A 17,308-nucleotide genomic window follows, 5' to 3' on the forward strand; every position below is an offset into this window, starting at 1 on the left:
CGCTTTGCACGTAAACGCGCTACGTTGCCTGTTTACGTGCATGTTAGTGTGCCATTGAGTGGGGGGCATGGCCCTCCATATGGCCGCCCGCATGCTCGTCCGCTTCGCCGCGCCCAAGCTGGGCCAGTAGTTCCAGGTTGATATCCTCATAGCTGATTATCTCGCCACCATGCTTGGCCACAAACTGCGCGGCACGTTCACGGTTGGAAAAGGGCGCCAGCGTATGCCCCATGCTGCCGCGGCGATCATGGCCAATGACATACCAGGCATCTTCAGCGCCAATGTAGGCATCCTCCTCAGGCGCCTCCCAGGGCGTCTCTCCTACATCATGCACATAGGCGTGGCGTAGCTGTGCCTGATTTTCGGGCTGTTGGAGAAAGACAAACATCTCCAATGTGGAGCAGAACTTGCGTGCATGGCTGCTGTTCTCCATCAATGCTTGCCCTTTGGGACCTGGAAATTCAGAGATGAGCATCCCACACACATGGCAGATATCATCACTGCTGATAGGCTGAGGCGACGAGTTGTCGGCGCTATCGGTGGCGTTGTTGCAACCGACCAGCAGCAAAGAAATCAACGTAAGGACTGGCAATAAAGCGGGCATGGTGAATCCTCCGAAACGGATGTCAGACAAAACTTAGGCGGCATGGCGATAAAAACGACGCATGGCCAAGAGTAGCGGCACGGCAATCCACGCAAGCAACGCCAGGGGCGGCCAGGCAGGATGAAACGCGCCGTGGTGAGCGAGAGCGGCGATACCATTGTCAAGCTGTGTGCCGTCAAAGCCCGTCAGGTTGATCAAGCGAAAGCTGTCGGTTGGATTCAATAGCATCAGGTAGGGAAGCCAGTTACCGCCTTGCTTGACGCTGACCAGCAGCGCCAGCAGGATCAGGTCGAATACCAGCACGAAAAAGAACCACACGCCCAGCGCCAGTCCGGCGGCGCGGGCTTTTTCACTGACCGTTACACTGATCAGGTAGGCGAAGGCCAAGAATACCCAGCCCAGCAGCACACTGCTGACAATCAACCGCGCTAAACCGATGCTCAGCTCTATCAATGAAACGCCTTCAGCGCCGAGGCCGATAACGACACCGGCAATACCGAACCCTAGCAACGTGGCAACGGCCATGATCAAACCATGACCGAGAAACTTGCCTAACAAGAGCGAAGATCGGCTCAAGGGGTAGGTCAGTAAGAGCAGCAGCGTGCCGGCTTCCTGTTCGCCGACAATCGCGTCATAAGCCAACATTAAGGCGATCAGCGGAATCAGAAACACGGCCAGGGTAGACAGACTGACCAGCGTGGTTGCCAGCGACGTAAAGCCGAGCCCGCCGCTCGCCGCAGCACCAAAATAGGCGATACCCATGGCCAGCACGGCAAGGGTCAGGGTAATTGCCAGCACCCAGCGGTTACGCAGCCCGTCCTGGAACTCTTTAGCGGCGACGATGAAAATGGCCTTCATGAGCTGACTCCAGAAACCGGGGAGGCGGGACGAGTAGAAAAGTGCGTATAAAGGTGTTCAAGCGTCGGTGGCGATAGCTCGATGTCGTCGATATTCGGCATGGCGGTTAACTGGCGCAGCACCTGCATTTTATCGTCGGGTGGCACACTGATTTCCACACAGCGCTCATTGAGTGGCGTTGGTTCAAGTGACATGGCTTTCCAGAACTGAGCATGCATTTCCAATGATGAGCCTTGAATACGAAATCTAAGCGGTAGCTGTGCTTCTAGTCGTAGCTGTTCAAGGCTACCTAGCGCCAGACGGCGACCTTTACCCAGGATCAAGGCGCGATCGATATACGGCTCGATACCGGGCAATACATGCGATGAGAGCAAAACGGTGCAGCCTTTATCGCGCAGGTCTTTAACGGCGTGGTAAAAATCGCGGGTAGCCGCGGGATCAAGACCGGTGGTGGGCTCATCAAGCAGCAATAGCCGGGGGGAGCCGAGGAGAGCCTGGGCCAGACCAAGGCGTTGGCGCATGCCCTTGGAGTAGGTCTTGACGCGCCGGTCAGCGGCCTCGACCAGGCCAACCCGCTCAAGCAGAGTGGCGACCTGGTGCCGATCTGCTTGCTTCAGACGCGCAAAATAAGTGAGCACTTCGCGTCCGGTAAGCTGCTCATAGAAGGTGACGTTTTCGGGCAGATAGCCAAGCTGACGGCGCAGGCGCTCGGCATGTGGGCCGTTGGGAGCACCACCAAGCACCTCAACACGGCCCGAGCTTGGCGCAATCAAGCCCAGAATGAGTTTCATGATGGTCGTCTTGCCAGCACCGTTATGCCCCAGCAGGGCCAGCATCTCGCCTTCCTGGATAGTGAGTTCCAGTTCTTCCAGGCGTGCCAATGCCCCGTGACGCTTGGTAACGCGCTGGAGTTCTATTACCGATGTCATAAGGAGGTACCTTCTAGGCTGGGTTCGTTCATCAACGGCGCGCTATCTTTCACTCCAGCCGGAAGAAATACTGGAAACTGACGCTGTACCCAGCGTAGCGCCAGTACGGCTGGGCTTTGCATCAGTAGGCGAGCAGAAGGGTGGTGCCACAAGAGATGATCCATGGCGTCGTTAGGCTCGTAGGTAGTGTCGCCGATGCCGTCGTTGTCCAGATCCCAGCCCAGGTAATCGCTCCAGTAGTTACCGGACCAATCCTGCTCGCGGGTGGCGACATACATGACTTGCTGCTTGTTGGCGATAAAAGCGTTGCCCACCATGGTGTTGTCCTCTGAACCGGCGGTGAGGTGGATGCCGATGTCGCTGGCAGCGAAACGATTGTGCTCAATACGGTTGAACTGCGAGTTATAAACAAACAGCGCCTTGCCATCGCCGCCATTCAAGCGACCCTCGCCATCGGCACCCAGCGGTTGGGTGATGCCGGTAACCCGATTGCCGCTCAAGTGAGAGTCGGTAATGTTATTCATCAGGATCCCGTAGTTGTCGTCTTCTTCTGAGCGGTTATTGATGACGTCCAGACGTTTGGATTGCATTAAGGCGTAGCCGGTCCGGGTTCGTTGAGTCAGGTTGCCTTCCAGACGATTATCGAAGGAGTACATGTAGTGCACGCCGTAGCGCAGCTCATGCAAGGTGTTATCGCGCAGTACATTGTGGCGGCTGGTATCGAGGTAGATCCCGTCGCGCGTGTTTGCAACATCATTGTCGTCGATAAGGGAATTACTGACGTTATAGAGGTGGATGCCGTTGCCGCGATCCTGGGAACGTAAACTTGTATCGCCACGAATGGTATTACCCACCACGCTGACCTCGTTGACCGCGTCGAGCCAGATGCCGAAGCCAGGTCCGTATAGGTGGTTGTCACGAATGCTACTACCATGAGCGCTGGGTGCGACGAAAATAGCGGCGTCCATCTCGGTCAAGTTTTCTCCCCAGCCTTCGATAGTCAGGTTTTCGAGGACAACGTCGGGGGCCGTCAGCATCATCGCATTACCCTGACCGCCCGCATCGATGATGGTGCTCGCCTCGCCCCGTATATGCAGCGAACGGTTAACCAGTATCTGTCCGGGGTAACGTCCTGCTGGCAGCAGCAGTCGGTCGCCGTCAGCGGCCTGGTCGATCAGTGGTTGTAACGGCTCCCCGGGGGTAGCGTGCCAGTCGGCGGCCGCAACCCCGCCAGAGAGCCAAAACAGCCATAGCGCTGCCAACACGCAACCCAGGTAGCCAGGATGTCGTTTCATGGTGTTCTCCCGCAGCGGGCCGACAGAATCGGCCCGCATGGTGGCGTCAGAGTCCTTGAGCCAGTGAAGCGTCAGGCGGGCTCGACCAGCATACGGCCGGTCATTTCCATGTGCATGGCATGGCAGAACCAGTTGCAGTAATACCAGTGCACCCCGGCTCTGTCGGCGGTGAAGGTCACACTAGAGGTCTGTTGCGGGCTTATCTCCATCTGTACGCCGTGATTGACCATGCAGAACCCATGGGTCAGGTCTTCGACTTGATCGAGGTTGGTAATGACCACTGTCACCTCATCGCCCTGTTTGACTTTAAAATCGGTCAAGCCAAATTGTGGGGCGATGGAGGTCATGTACACCCGCACCTTATTGCCGTCGCCGATTACCTTGCTTTCGCTTTCAAGATTGACTCCATCGGCCTTGGCCATGGCCACGGTCTCGGCAAAGAAGGGGTCGTCCCGAGTCCATACCCGGCTAGGAGTGATCTGGTCGGCACGAACCAGAATACAGTCATGGGGCTCGGCGTAAGTAGGGCCGTCGTGCACCAGCTTCATTTCCTCGCCGGAAATATCGATCAGCTGATCGTTTTCGGGGTGCAGCGGACCTACCGGCAGGAAGCGGTCCTTGGAGAACTTCGACAGCACCACCAGCCATTTGCCGTCGGCATCCCGGGTCTCAGTGAGGCTGGCGTGGTTGTGCCCCGGTTGGTAGTGCACATCGAGCTTCTGGCGAAGGTAGTTGACGTCTTCGCCGTTGTAATGGCGGATCGCATCTTCGATATTCCACTTGGCCACCTGGCTGTCGATGAATAGCGTGGTATAGGCGTTGCCTCGGCCATCGTAGGTGGTGTGAAGCGGCCCCAGGCCAAGCTCAGGTTCGCCGACGACAGCATCACGTGGCTCAATGCTGTCATTGAACAGTTGCGGTAACTTGTCGATGGCGATGATGGTGCAGGTAGGAGATAGCTTGCCGTTGGCGATGAAGTATTTGCCATCCGGGGAGGTATTCACGCCGTGTGGGTTCTTGGGGACAGGAATGTAGCGCGTCAACGGCGAGCCCTTGCGTCCATTCAATACCGGCACACTTGAATCGCCCAGGGTCTTGTAGTCGCCTGCTGCCACCGCCGCTTCAATTGCCTCGACATCAAACACGACGACCCAGTCGCGCTCGTTACGCATGGTTTCGGTCAGGGTCATGCCCATTTCCGAGTTATAGCAACTGGATGCCACGAAACGACCGGTGTAGTCGGCATCGGTATTGTCGAGGTTGCCATCGACAATCACTTGCCAAGCCACGTCCATGGTCTCGGCATCGAGCGCGTTGAACATGGTGGCGTAGTTAGCCGGTGTTTCCAGGTCACGACCGTCATTGAGCTGAGGGATTGGCAGCTCGGCGTTGGCGAAAACATATTTGGTGTAAGGCACTTTCTGCAGACGCAGGCCGTGGATCGCCTGGACGTTGGGGATGGTAGTGATCTTGTCCGTCTTCATGACGTCAAGGCGGATACGTGCCACTCGTGTATTGGCCTTGTCGTTGATGAACAGATACTTGCCGTCATAGCTGCCATCGGTCATGGAAATATGAGGATGGTGGCAGTCGCCGTTGAGAAAACGGCTCGATTCGCCCAGTATCCGCTTAGACTCGTTGCTGATTCCCCAGCCGGTGGCGCTATCCACGTTAAATACCGGGATACGCATCAGTTCCCGCATGGAGGGGATGCCGAGTACCCGAACCTCGCCCGAGTGGCCGCCGCTCCAGAAACCGTAGTATTCATCAAGTTCGCCCGGCGCCACTTCGACACCGGTGCCGCTAGCTGCCTGTGCTTGGCGGCTGTTGAGCAACGCTCCTGCGCCGAAACCTCCGGCCAGTCCCGCTCCGGCTACGCCAGTCACCGCGGTATTACGCAAGAAATGGCGGCGGCCAATATTATCAATATGGTCTTTTTTATCGCTCATGCTGGATTCCCCTTGAATCAGTCTTGCTGGTGAAGAGGGATACGTTGCCATTCGGCCTGTTTGCCGCTGGCGGAGGCATCCCGTTGGGTCGCAACGCTATTACCACGCGATGACATGTTGGCCGCCTTCTCAAAGCGCTTGCGGCGCTTGACCATCGGTGGGCAACGCTGGTCATCGTGATAGGTCACTTGGCAGTCGAGACAGTAGTGGCACTCGTTGGCGTTGATATGGCCGTCCGGATGAATGGCCCCGACTTCGCATTCATGGGCACATATCTGGCACGGGGTGCCACAGCTACCGCGGTGGCGCTTGAGCCAGTCGAACAGACGCAGACGAGAGGGAATTGCCAGCCCCGCGCCCAAGGGGCATACGTACCGGCAATAGAACTTGTGATTGAAAGCGGAGACGGCGATCAGTCCCAGGGCATACAGGACGAAGGCCCAGTCGCGCTGGAAGCGCAGGGTGATCGCGGTCTTGAACGGCTCCACCTCGGCGTAGCGTTCAGCCGTGCCCAGTGAGTGCAGCGAGACGGCGAACAAGGCCAGCAGAATGATGTATTTGATCGCCCATAGCCGCTCATGGAGCCCAAAAGGTACTTCAATCTGTTTGACATGCAGTTTGCGTGCGATCTGGTTCACCAGGTCCTGCAAGGCGCCGAAGGGGCAAAGCCAGCCACAGAACACCCCGCGACCCCAAAGCAGTAGGCTCACCGCTACAAACGACCAAAGGATGAACAGCATTGGATCAATCAGAAACGACGTCCAACTGAAGCCACTGATCAGCGAGTTGGTAAAGGTAAGAATATTGACGACCGATAGCTGAGCCAGCGAGTACCAGCCGATGAAGAACAGGGTGTAAAGCTTGAATCCCTGGCGTAGCGGATTCAGCACGCGTGGATGGCGCGCCAGCACGTCCTGGAACAGCATGATGCCGGTGAGCACCAGTAACCCGGCACCCAGTATGCCGATTTGGAAGACCTTGTCCCGCCATACCTGTACCCAGATAGGCTCTTCCACCAGCGGCTCGGGCCGCTCGATATAGGCTTCAGGGACGCTGTAATCGGCGCTGAAGCGGCTGAATTCGGTATCCAGGGGACCCGAGGGACGGCGGACCAGCAGTTCCAGCTGCCAGGGTTGGCCGGGGTCAAAGCCAGCTTCCTCACGAACGATAAAGATATCGCGCTCGGCCAGGGAGGGCGCCTCATCCAGAGCCAGTTCGCCCAGGCGGATGTGATCACGATCATGAAAGCTGACCCGGTTGCTTCCCTGGGAAAGCTCGATACGGTCGAAGATGCCGCCGCGTACATAGCCAGACCCCTTGAAGGAGTAGTCACCTCGACCCATGACGGCAATGGCGTGCTCGTCTGGCGCCAGCTCGGCCATAAGTTGCTCATAACCGGTGTCGCCCAACAGATTGCGCCCGGCAGTGGGCGGGTTGAGGTAGGTGTAGAACAGCTCGATAAAGGTGTTGTCTGCGGGTTGTGGCGTGCGCAGGTAATTTTCGGCGGGTGTGCCTACGAAGCTTTCATCGACCTCGCCATGGGTGAGATGCAGGCGGCGAATGGTGCCGTCGCCAGTGAGTTCGCTCCAGTCGGCGGGGACGAAAACATCGTCGCGAACCCGTGCCACCGGGGCCAGCGATGGGTCGGCAATCAACTGCTGTTCAGCCGCCACTTTCCTGGCACTGCGCATGATGGTATCGCTGACGACAATGACGGTAACGGTGGCGCCAGAGATAGCGTCAAGTTCGCCGCCGACTCTGAGCCTGTCATTAACGTGAGCCGAGACATGCGCGTCGGCGAAGTTATCCAGCTTTGACTCTGGAATGCCGACCAGCATGATAGGTTCTGAATGGCTGATAACGTCGGCCTGAACAATGCGGCCCTCAAGGTCTATTGCCATCAGCATATTGACCGGTTTGCCCGAGTAGGCGGGGATCGGGGCGACCTCAACACTTTCATAAGCGTACCCGAGCAGTTGACCGTCGCCGTCAACGACACGGCTTACTGGCCATTGTGAATCCGCTGCCTCAAGGCGTTCGGCTTGAGGGAATCCCGTGAGCACCTGTTCAAGCTCAATAGCCTGCGCGGGGAGCGCGGTGGCCATGAACAGCAAAAGGCCAAGCCATAGGCTGGTAAGCCAGGGTAGAGAAGCCACACGGGACATGGCGGTTTCCTCTTGGGTTAATAGTGTTACAGCACTGGTTCGAGCAGGTAATCCACGGCGGCTTTCACGTCGTCATCACTCAGGTTCAGTTGGCCTCCCTTGGGCGGCATTGCCTGAAAGCCGTTGATGGCGTGGTCGTAAAGGGTGTCGACGCCTTTTTCGAGGCGCGGCGCCCAATTATCTGCATTGCCACGAATGGGGGCGCCAGCAGCGCCAGTCATGTGGCAGGCCATGCAGGCTTGGTTGTAGGTGGCTTCGCCATCCGCCTGAGCGGTAATCGAGACAGCGGTGACGACGCCTAACAGCAGTATGGACAAGCGGGTTTTCATTGAAGTATTCCTTATGCATCTTTTGAGGTGTGGTTACCGGTTCTGCAGCGTGAAAATGTGATTGATAAGGGTAACGCTAATGGCTGGTTAGGGATTTCGGCGTGCGAGAAAAGGTATGGAATTCACTTTAAAGACAAGTGGTAAGGCGATTGTTGATCTGGGTCATTTTTGCCACCGTCTACTCCTTTAGCGTGCTGGGTTACCTCTAAAGAGGTAAATCAATGGGAAAGGTTGAGGGCATCAGGTGTGTGACTCATTCTTCAGGTGCCAGATAGAACACCACGACCATAGGGTCGTGATGCTGTTTGCAAGCGGATTTCCCAGCTCGCTATTTCAACATTCTCAGGTACTGGCGCAACACTTCAGCGTTGTTGTGGCGTTCATCCTTGGAGGCGAACACAAGGGTGACCTTTTCTCTCTGGGCACGCTGCGCCAAGTCGCGAAGGCTTTCACGATGGTCAGTTAATTCTTTCATATAGCGCTGACGAAAGTCGCCCCAGCCCAGCAAACCATCATGAAAGGCCTTGCGTAGATCACTGCTGGGGGCGAGCTCCTTGCGCCACTCATCGATCTTGGCGTCTTGCTTGGAAACTCCCCGAGGCCAGATTCCATCAACCAAAACACGATGACCATCGTTGCTATGGGGCGAGTCAAAGGCGCGCTTCAATTCGATATCCATTGTTACCTCCCTATCAAAGATCTATCTACGGGGTTATCAACCAAGCGGACTTGCTTTTTAAGCCTAGTGAAACCATGCCGCTTGTTCTACTTATGACCTGTTTCTGAGGCGAGAGCTTATTGTATGCCTGCCCCCGGTCACGCCGTTTCTGGCAGGCCGGTGGTAGCGGTGTATGGCAAGGGAGCGGTTGCTGGCAGGCTTGTCTGTGGTGATTCGGGGCGATATTTTCGCATGACATAACGTAGCCGTTTCATCACATCCAGATTGGCAGCCTCCATTCGTGCCAGAGCAGTCATTGCTTCGTCCATGCGCCCTTGCTGGTGGTATGTCACGGCTTCGATAGCCTGCTGATGCACTTCGCGATGCGGCGCTTCCAATGCCCGGAAATCCTCGTCACTGTAAAATTGCTGATTACCCGTGCCTGTGTAGTACCACTGGCCCAATGCGCACTCGGATTCACCGGGAAGATCTGAGGCTGTCTTGGTCGAGAGGCCCATAAAGATACGATAAACTTCTAGCTTGATTTCCAATTCCTCTAAATTCGCCAACTCCACTTCACTAAGCATGGCTGAGAAAGAGAGTGCCTGACGGCTCTCGTTGGTCAACGCCAGAAGATGTTCCGTACGCTGCATCACATGATTGGTCTCGGCGCTCAACCGCTCGGCTTTAAGGGCATTGTCGTTCATCACGCTGTCCACTTGGTCGGCCTGACTCCTGATGCTGCTGTTCAGATCGCCGATGACATGGGTGGCTTCATTGGTTTTGACGGCGAGCCCACGTACTTCGGTGGCCACCACGGCAAAGCCTCGTCCGGCTTCACCGGCCCGCGCTGCCTCGATACTGGCATTAAAGGCGAGAAGCGTTGTCTGCATGGAGACTTTGTCGATGGCATTGACAAAACTGTCGATACGCCCGGCGTCATCCCGCAATGAAGTGACCTGTTTCGCGGCACTGCCAATACATCCATTGAGTGCGAGCAAATCCGAGACCATGGCGTTCAAGGCCTCTTGGCTGCGCTGGGATTCGCTGGCGGTGAAATCACTTATTTGCTGATTGCCCAGCAGCAACGTCGAGAGATCCGAGAAAGACTCGCGTAAAGCCACCACGGAATCGCCAAACTCGGTCAGGTTGGTAAACAGATGTTGGTGAAGCCGATGTTGTGCTTCCAGATCGTTGACACGGGATTGAAGTCGGTCGCGCTCGGCATGCAGTTTTGCAACGTGAGTATGTTCGCTAGGTGATGGTGAGGCGGAACTAGAGCGGAAAAGGCGCATGGTCTCTCCTGTTTGTTGAATACAAACCGCTTAATACGATCTGTTGAGCATGGAAAACTCGTTTAGCGCACGGAACTAGAAGGAGTTGCTTCCCCTTGTTGGGTCAAGACGGGCATCATTTTCCTGCCTCGTAATGGGTAGTGATCTTGGCTGGCTTTAAAGTATCATCTTATGATATTAATTGTCTGAATCAAGCGCAACGGAAATTCACAGCAACGTTAGTGACTGCAGGTGTTGGTTATTTGGCGGGTATAGACCTTCATTCTCATTCCCATACGAGAGGCTTATACAAGACGTCGGCGCCTCTCGCTTTTCAAGGAGATATCATGAGCGATACGATTCAGCAGGATTGGGATCCGCGCGCCGAGAGCGTTCTGAATGATCAGATCGCAGCTTATGACGACATACGCGGGCGGTGTCCGGTGGCCTTCAGTGACTATCTACAATGGTCACTTTTTCGCCACGAAGACGTGAGGCGAGTGCTTAACGATCACGAGACCTTCAGTAACGCAGCAAGCCGCCATCTGTCGGTGCCTAATGCCATGGACCCGCCCGAACACAGCCATTTTCGCCAACTCATAGAACCCTATTTCGGTCCTGACGCCATGCGCGTGTTCGCGCCACAATGCTGGGCTATCGCCGAACGCGTAGTGGGTCGCTTACCGGTCGATGGTGACGTGGAGGCGATGACTGAAATGGGGCAGGACTTTGCCCTGGAGATCCAGTGTGCCTTTATGGGCTGGCCGACTCGACTTCACGAGCCGCTGCGCGCTTGGGTAAAACGCCAGCAGGACGCCACCTTGGCTGGTGATCGCCAGCGGTTGGGCGAGCTGGCGCTGGAATTTGACGGCGTGATTCGCGAGCAATTGGAAAGCCGTCGCGCGCTGGGTGATGCTGCCCCCGTGGATGTCACCACCCAGATCATGAATGAAACGGTGAAAGGGCGTTCGCTGAGCGACGAGGAAATCGTCAGCATCTTGCGCAATTGGACGGTCGGCGAGCTCGGCACCATCTCGGCGAGCATCGGCATCTTGATGAACTATTTAGCGCTCAATCCCGAGTTGCAGGCTCGCTTGCGCGTCGAACCGTCATTATTGTCAGCAGCCATTGATGAGATTCTGCGTGTCGATGCGCCGCTGATGTCGAATCGTCGTATCACCACGCGCCCGGTGGAGATCGGCGGCCGGCACATTGCGGCCGGTGAGCGTCTGACGCTCTTGTGGGGCTCGGCTAATCGCGACGAGGCAGTGTTTGGAAATGCTGACGAGGTGAGGCTGGATCGCAACCCGAAGGACAACCTGCTTTACGGTGCAGGTGTGCACGTTTGCCCCGGCGCGCCGTTGGCACGCATGGAGCTGGAGTTCTTTATCAAAGCGTTGCTGGAAGCAACCGTTGAATTGGCGCCCATCGCAGAGCGCCCCGCGATACGAGCGCTCTATCCAGCCGGGGGATATTCAGCGGTGCCGCTAAAAGTACGCCGCCAGCAAGCTTGAAACAAGCGAAACGGGCACCTCATAGCCCGATGCGATGCGCCCGGTCGGTAAAGAAGATGCCGCTGGGCGATTCGCTTTCCAGCCGCGCCACTTCATTCAGGGTGCGGGTATCGTAGACCGTCACACGATTGCTGTCCCTGGCCGAAATCCATACCTGCTCGCCACGGGGAGTGAACTCCATGTGCAATACGGCCTTGCCGGGTGACAGTGTTGCTACGATCTCCCTCGTTTCGGTATCGATGACCTGTACTACGTCGTTGTCGGGATGCGCAAAGCTGACCCAGACCTGCCGCTGATCTGGTCGGCTCATGACGAAGATGGGTTGGCCGTGCACCGGCAGGCGATCGAGCAGCGACCAGTCGTCCTTGTCCGCGATGAGTACTTCGTGGCGGCCGACCGCCGGCAACCAGGCTTCATTCCCCGCGATGGCCCAGCCTTCAAGGTGCGGCATCTTGTAGACCGGCAAACGTTCTTCCCCGCGGCCGTAGTTGGGCAGAATGCGTTGCACACCGGCATCAGGGTGCCATAGATCGAGCAGGGCGAGGCCATCCTCTCCGAACAGCCCGGCAATGTAATAGCGTCCACTGGGATCTATCAGCGCGTCATAAGGGTTTTTACCTATCTGAGTGAAGCGCATCAGTTCAGGGGTTTCTCCGTTCATGTCGACGACATGAATCTCGCCTGCTTCGAACAGGCTATACACAAAGCGATTTCCTGGAGCGTCCACCAGGCCGACCACCTTGGCGCGCTGCTCGTGGCCGTTTTCGTCCTGCCAAGTGGCGGGAATATCGGCCACCAACTCAAGGTTGGCGCTGTCGAAGAGCTTCACACCGCCCGGTTCATAGTTGGCCACGGCAACTAGCTGGCCATTCTGGGAGATAGCCCCGCCAATACTGTTGCCTGACTGCATGACTCGTGCGGTGACGTCGCCAGTCAGCAGGTCGACCTTGCTTAGCCCCCCGTCGCGGCCAAAGACAAACGCGTAACGGGCATCGCGTGAGAACTTGACCGAGGCGTGGGAAAGATCGCCCAGTCCTTCTATCCGGGCCAGTTGCCGCTGGTGGCTGGTATCCACCAGGGCAAGGCTCCCTGTGGCACGCTCCACGATGACGCCAAGATCGCCCGTTCCTCTTAGGGCGTCAGGCGTTGTCTGGCAACCGGCAAGCAGTGCCGTGAGCACCATGGTCGCAAGGAGGGAATGCCGTAGGGAGTGCAGGGCTGTCAATCTCATAAGACCTCCAGGTCAATGCTCAAGGGAATTGTCGTTTTGCAGGTGATCGGCTAGCCAGTGTGCATCCTGCTCACTGAGCAAACCCTTCCACCGGGGCATCGCAGTGCCGGGAACGCCTTGCAGAATCAAGTTCGCCAGGGCATCGGGCGTATAAAGGTTCATGCGTTCACGGGAAAGGGCGGGGCCTAACCCACCTTTCAATGTCATTCCATGGCAAGAGCCACAATCCTGATAGAGCAATGTTTCCAGTTCTTCCTCACGTTCAGGGTCAATATCTAACGCGCTTGCTTGGAGAGCGATTAGCCAAATCACACAGAGTAGTAGGGTGCGAATCAGAAAATGCATAGCGGCTCCAGGTGATGACGACTCGGATGAGTGTCTGCCGTATGTTTAATGTTTTTATTGATAGAGATCACAAAACTCATTAGGCAACCGTCAGTTCACCTTAATGTTCAGTGGTGTGCTGCTTTGGGAGACAGAAAATCGAGAGTGAAAAAACAGCTTGATATAAATCAATAACGAGCGGGAAAGCTGGCCTACCAATCAAAAGAAGCATGAAAAATATATTTTATTGCTCCATGCTTTTTTAAAGCAGCGATACGCCTGGATTTTCCAGCGAAAATTAAAATAGCGCATTACCTGACAAGGCTGCTTATGTTGACCATGACATAGGTGAAGCAATGAAAAAGAGAAGCAGGTATTTAAAACCACTAGCTGTGGCCGTGACAGCGGCCTCACTTGGTTTAGGTGTAGTTCATGCGTTTGAAGATGACCCCAATCAAGATCAAGATGCTGCGAGGCTGTATCGTGGCACAGAGTCAACGGTGGATTCGACATCAGTGAATACAGTGAGGACGCCGGGCGCTCCTGATCTCACCGAGGAAGAGTTCGAGCGGGCCAAGGAGATCTATTTTCAGCGTTGCGCAGGATGCCATGGGGTGCTCAGAAACGGGGCGACCGGCAAGCCGTTAACCCCGGATATTACCCAGGAGCGCGGCCTCGATTATCTCAAGGTCTTTATCAATTACGGTTCTCCCGGCGGCATGCCCAATTGGGGAACGTCGGGTGATTTCTCCGAGGAAGAAGTCGAACTGATGGCCAAGTACGTCATGCACGAGCCTCCGGTTCCGCCTGAATTCGGCATGGCCGACATGCAGGAAACCTGGGAGGTAGTGGTACCGCCAGAAGAGCGCCCCACGCAGCAAATGAACGATCTGGATCTTGAAAATCTTTTCTCGGTGACGCTTCGTGATGCTGGTCAGATTGCCTTGATAGACGGTGAGAGCAAGGAAATTGTCGATATTCTTGATACCGGCTATGCGGTGCATATCTCGCGTATCTCCGCCTCGGGGCGCTATCTGTTTGTGATCGGTCGCGATGCCAAAGTGGACATGATCGACATGTGGATGGAGGAACCGGGAATCGTCGCCACCATCAAGGTAGGGATGGAGGCGCGTTCCGTCGAAACCTCAAAATATGAGGGATATGAAGATCGCTTTGCCATTGCTGGCGCCTACTGGCCGCCCCAGTACGTGATCATGGATGGTGAAACCCTGGAGCCATTAAAAATCGTCAGTACCCGTGGGATGACGGTGGGGACTCAGGAATACCATCCTGAACCGCGCGTGGCGGCCATTGTCGCCTCTCATCAACATCCTGAGTTCATCGTCAACGTCAAGGAGACTGGCAAGGTTCAACTGGTCAATTACGAGGACCTGGATGCCTTGAGCATGGTGGAAATCGACACTTCGCGCTTTCTACATGACGGCGGCTGGGACAGCACCGGCCGCTACTTCATGACCGCGGCCAATGAATCCAACCAGATCGTGGTGATTGATGCTCAGGAGCGTGAGCTAGAGGCCATCGTTGACGTAGGCAAGATTCCCCACCCTGGTCGCGGCGCCAATTTTGTCGACCCTGAGTTCGGACCGGTATGGGCGACCAGCCACCTGGGAGATAACACCATTCAACTGATTGGTACCGATCCCGAAGGCCACCCGGATAACGCCTGGAAAGTCGTGCGCACACTCGAAGGCCAGGGTGGCGGTTCGCTGTTCATTAAAACGCATCCAGAATCGAGCAATCTGTATGTCGATACGGCGCTCAACCCCGAAGAAGCGATTAGCCAAAGCGTTGCGGTCTATGACCTGAACAACATGGACGCTGGATATGAGGTGCTGCCTATCGCTGAGTGGGCCGATGTTGGCGAAGGCCCCAAGCGGGTAGTACAGCCCGAGTACAACAATGCTGGTGATGAAGTCTGGTTCTCGGTATGGAACACCATGGACCAAACCTCTGCGCTGGTGATCGTGGACGATAAGACCCGTGAGTTGAAGGCAGTGATCAAGGATGAGCGCTTGGTGACGCCGACAGGCAAGTTCAACGTCCTCAATACTCAGCACGACATCTACTGAGCGGAAAAAGCAGCAGTCCGCAGGGCTGCTGCCTTTCCTATGCCAGAAGCACACGACAAGAGTGAGCTGCGCGTATGCATTGCCGTTACCCCGATCTAGACTCGCTGGACCGTCGTTTAATCGATGGATACCAGCGCGACTTGCCGGTTTGTTCACGGCCCTTTCTCGCCATGGCCAAGCGACTTGATACGACTGAAGAGCAGGTGATCGGGCGCCTACAGCGGCTGCAGTCGTTGGGTGTATTGAGCCGTGTTGGACCGGTCTTCGATCATGCCCTGGCCGGTGCCAGTCTGTTGGCCGCGGTGGCCGTTCCAGAAGAGCAACGCGATGCTTATGCAGAGCTTATCAATCAGATGCCAGGGGTAAATCATAATTATGCCCGGGAGCACTATTACAACTTATGGTTCGTCATGACGGCCGCAGATGAAAACAGCCTTGCCGCTTGCCTTAACCAACTTGAAGCCATGCTCGACCGGAAAATTCTGCGCCTACCCATGCTGGAAAGTTTTCATATCGACCTGGCGTTTAACATTCCCTGGTCCGAGCTGGAGGAAGTATGACCCCCACACCGCTGCCTGCCATGGTGAATGGTGGCCAACCGATTGAACTCAGCGCACATAATAAGTTGCGTGCGCTTCTTGAGCAGGGCTTACCGCTAACCTCGCATCCTTGGCAGGCCCTTGCTGAACAAAGTGGGCTGGAGGAAGCCGAGGTCATGGCCTGCGTAAGTCGTTGGCAAAATGATCATCTGATCAAGCGCTTGGGGCTGGTCGTTCGCCATCGCCGCCTGGGTATCGACGCTAACGCCATGGTGGTGTGGAACGTGCCCGATGAGCAGGTATCCCTTGTGGGGCAGGCGTTGGCAGCGGAGAGCGTTGTCACCTTGTGCTATCGCCGGCCCCGGCGTCTGCCCGATTGGCCGTTCAACCTTTTTTGCATGATTCATGGGGTTAAACGCGAACAAGTTCTTGAGCAGTTGGAGGCGCTTGTCCACCGTCATGGGCTGGCGGAAATAGAGTGTCAGGTACTGTTCAGTCAACATGCCTATCGTCAGTGCGGTGGACGGTATGCAAGGAGGAAAAGCGATGAACACGCTGACGCTTGATACCCGTGACCGTGCCATCATCAATCGTCTGCAGGACGGCTTGCCCCTGGTACTGCATCCTTTCGTGGCGGTAGCGGCGGAACTCGGTCTTTCTGAGCAGGAGTTGCTCGAACGCCTGGCACACTTGCGCGCTACCGGCGTGCTTAGCCGGTTTGGCCCCATGTACCACGCTGAGCGCCTGGGAGGTGGTCTGACCCTGGCGGCTCTGGCGGTACCTGAAGCCGACTACGAACGTACCGCCGACCTACTTAATACCCTCCCCGAAGTGGCGCATAACTACCGCCGCGAGCACGAGTTGAATATGTGGTTCGTCCTGGCCACCGAGACATCAGCGCGTATTCCGCAAGTAGTCACAGAAATCGAGTCGGCCACTGGTCTGACGGTATTTAACATGCCCAAAGAAAGGGAGTTTTATGTCCGCCTTCATCTACCCGTCTGATACCCGTGAGGCCGACGCTATCCGCTTGGATGAGCAAGACCGGGCCATTGTCCTGGCTACCCAGGAAGGCCTGCCGCTGGTCAGCGATCCTTGGTCTGCGGTGGGCGCGCAGGTGGGTATGAGCGGTGATGAAGTACTTTCGCGCATGCAGGCGATGCTCGAGCGTGGGGTGATCCGTCGCATTGCCGCAGTACCCAATCACTATCGTCTGGGATATGTGGCCAACGGCATGACGGTGTGGGACGTGGCGGATGCCGATATAGAGAGACTAGGCCGCACGATCGCCAGCATAGAGGGCGTCAGCCATTGCTACCAACGCCCTCGTCATCTGCCTCATTGGCCTTATAACCTTTTCGCTATGCTCCATGGTCGAAAACGTGAAGACGTCGAACAGCAGACCCAAGTAATTCGAGACTCTCTGGGGGAGGCATATCGAGACCATCGGATCCTCTACAGTACGCGCATCTTGAAAAAAACCGGATTACGTTTGACCGCCGCCAATCCGCAGACCGCTAGCACCGAGACCGACGCGCGAGGCTAAGCC

Annotated in this window: 17 protein-coding genes; 6 read left to right on the forward strand and 11 right to left on the reverse strand. The window is 56.3% G+C overall.

What is annotated here, in order from left to right; translation table 11 throughout:
- Positions 1 to 43: 43 nt before the first annotated feature.
- The 9 genes from ACFFLD_RS00100 to ACFFLD_RS00140 form a co-directional block, all read right to left on the reverse strand.
- Positions 44 to 604 carry a nitrous oxide reductase accessory protein NosL gene (locus ACFFLD_RS00100; RefSeq protein WP_386043644.1) on the reverse strand — a complete coding sequence of 187 codons (561 nt, stop codon included), beginning with the start codon at positions 602 to 604 and terminating at the stop codon, positions 44 to 46.
- Positions 605 to 637: 33 nt separating this feature from the next.
- The gene (locus tag ACFFLD_RS00105; RefSeq protein ID WP_386043646.1) at positions 638 to 1,462 is read right to left on the reverse strand and encodes an ABC transporter permease subunit; all 825 of its coding nucleotides are present in this window, start codon (positions 1,460 to 1,462) and stop codon (positions 638 to 640) included.
- Positions 1,459 to 2,391, reverse strand: a complete 933-nt coding sequence (locus tag ACFFLD_RS00110) for an ABC transporter ATP-binding protein (protein WP_386043648.1) — start codon at positions 2,389 to 2,391, stop codon at positions 1,459 to 1,461. Before ACFFLD_RS00110 ends, ACFFLD_RS00105 begins: the two co-directional genes overlap by 4 nt.
- Positions 2,388 to 3,686 carry a nitrous oxide reductase family maturation protein NosD gene (locus ACFFLD_RS00115; RefSeq protein ID WP_386043650.1) on the reverse strand — a complete coding sequence of 433 codons (1,299 nt, stop codon included), beginning with the start codon at positions 3,684 to 3,686 and terminating at the stop codon, positions 2,388 to 2,390. The genes ACFFLD_RS00110 and ACFFLD_RS00115 overlap by 4 nt, the downstream gene beginning before the upstream one ends.
- Positions 3,687 to 3,757: 71 nt before the next feature.
- On the reverse strand, positions 3,758 to 5,635 hold the full coding sequence (gene nosZ / locus ACFFLD_RS00120) for a TAT-dependent nitrous-oxide reductase (protein ID WP_386043652.1): 1,878 nt from the start codon (positions 5,633 to 5,635) through the stop codon (positions 3,758 to 3,760).
- A gap of 17 nt (positions 5,636 to 5,652) precedes the next feature.
- Positions 5,653 to 7,800 carry a transcriptional regulator NosR gene (nosR, locus tag ACFFLD_RS00125; protein WP_386043654.1) on the reverse strand — a complete coding sequence of 716 codons (2,148 nt, stop codon included), beginning with the start codon at positions 7,798 to 7,800 and terminating at the stop codon, positions 5,653 to 5,655.
- 26 nt (positions 7,801 to 7,826) lie between these two features.
- Positions 7,827 to 8,129, reverse strand: a complete 303-nt coding sequence (locus ACFFLD_RS00130) for a c-type cytochrome (RefSeq protein ID WP_386043656.1) — start codon at positions 8,127 to 8,129, stop codon at positions 7,827 to 7,829.
- 328 nt (positions 8,130 to 8,457) lie between these two features.
- Positions 8,458 to 8,808, reverse strand: a complete 351-nt coding sequence (locus ACFFLD_RS00135) for a DUF488 domain-containing protein (RefSeq protein ID WP_386043658.1) — start codon at positions 8,806 to 8,808, stop codon at positions 8,458 to 8,460.
- A 137-nt stretch (positions 8,809 to 8,945) separates the two neighbouring features.
- Positions 8,946 to 10,082: a methyl-accepting chemotaxis protein gene (locus ACFFLD_RS00140; RefSeq protein ID WP_386043660.1), complete on the reverse strand. Its 1,137-nt coding sequence runs from the start codon at positions 10,080 to 10,082 to the stop codon at positions 8,946 to 8,948.
- 326 nt (positions 10,083 to 10,408) lie between these two features.
- Here ACFFLD_RS00140 and ACFFLD_RS00145 point away from each other — a divergent pair, with 326 nt between their 5' ends.
- Positions 10,409 to 11,575: a cytochrome P450 gene (locus tag ACFFLD_RS00145; RefSeq protein ID WP_386043662.1), complete on the forward strand. Its 1,167-nt coding sequence runs from the start codon at positions 10,409 to 10,411 to the stop codon at positions 11,573 to 11,575.
- Between the two features lie 19 nt (positions 11,576 to 11,594).
- Here ACFFLD_RS00145 and ACFFLD_RS00150 read toward each other — a convergent pair whose 3' ends face one another.
- A complete protein-coding gene (locus tag ACFFLD_RS00150; protein WP_386043664.1) occupies positions 11,595 to 12,806 on the reverse strand; it encodes a cytochrome D1 domain-containing protein in 1,212 nt (403 codons plus the stop codon).
- Between the two features lie 12 nt (positions 12,807 to 12,818).
- Positions 12,819 to 13,151 carry a c-type cytochrome gene (locus tag ACFFLD_RS00155; protein WP_386043666.1) on the reverse strand — a complete coding sequence of 111 codons (333 nt, stop codon included), beginning with the start codon at positions 13,149 to 13,151 and terminating at the stop codon, positions 12,819 to 12,821.
- Between the two features lie 494 nt (positions 13,152 to 13,645).
- Between ACFFLD_RS00155 and ACFFLD_RS00160 the strand changes: the two genes are divergently transcribed.
- The 5 genes from ACFFLD_RS00160 (at position 13,646) to ahbB (ACFFLD_RS00180) (ending at position 17,305) form a co-directional block, all read left to right on the forward strand.
- Positions 13,646 to 15,220 carry a cytochrome D1 domain-containing protein gene (locus ACFFLD_RS00160; RefSeq protein WP_386043668.1) on the forward strand — a complete coding sequence of 525 codons (1,575 nt, stop codon included), beginning with the start codon at positions 13,646 to 13,648 and terminating at the stop codon, positions 15,218 to 15,220.
- A gap of 74 nt (positions 15,221 to 15,294) precedes the next feature.
- On the forward strand, positions 15,295 to 15,780 hold the full coding sequence (locus ACFFLD_RS00165) for an Lrp/AsnC family transcriptional regulator (protein ID WP_386043670.1): 486 nt from the start codon (positions 15,295 to 15,297) through the stop codon (positions 15,778 to 15,780).
- Positions 15,777 to 16,325 (forward strand): siroheme decarboxylase subunit beta, encoded by a 549-nt coding sequence (ahbB, locus tag ACFFLD_RS00170; protein WP_386043672.1) that lies wholly within the window; start codon positions 15,777 to 15,779, stop codon positions 16,323 to 16,325. Before ACFFLD_RS00165 ends, ahbB (ACFFLD_RS00170) begins: the two co-directional genes overlap by 4 nt.
- Positions 16,306 to 16,764, forward strand: a complete 459-nt coding sequence (locus tag ACFFLD_RS00175; protein WP_386043674.1) for an Lrp/AsnC family transcriptional regulator — start codon at positions 16,306 to 16,308, stop codon at positions 16,762 to 16,764. The genes ahbB (ACFFLD_RS00170) and ACFFLD_RS00175 overlap by 20 nt, the downstream gene beginning before the upstream one ends.
- Positions 16,739 to 17,305 (forward strand): siroheme decarboxylase subunit beta, encoded by a 567-nt coding sequence (gene ahbB, locus ACFFLD_RS00180; RefSeq protein ID WP_386043676.1) that lies wholly within the window; start codon positions 16,739 to 16,741, stop codon positions 17,303 to 17,305. The genes ACFFLD_RS00175 and ahbB (ACFFLD_RS00180) overlap by 26 nt, the downstream gene beginning before the upstream one ends.
- The last annotated feature ends 3 nt before the right edge of the window (positions 17,306 to 17,308 follow it).

It is taken from the genome of Vreelandella sulfidaeris, assembly GCF_042429665.1.
Classification (GTDB): Bacteria; Pseudomonadota; Gammaproteobacteria; order Pseudomonadales; family Halomonadaceae; genus Vreelandella.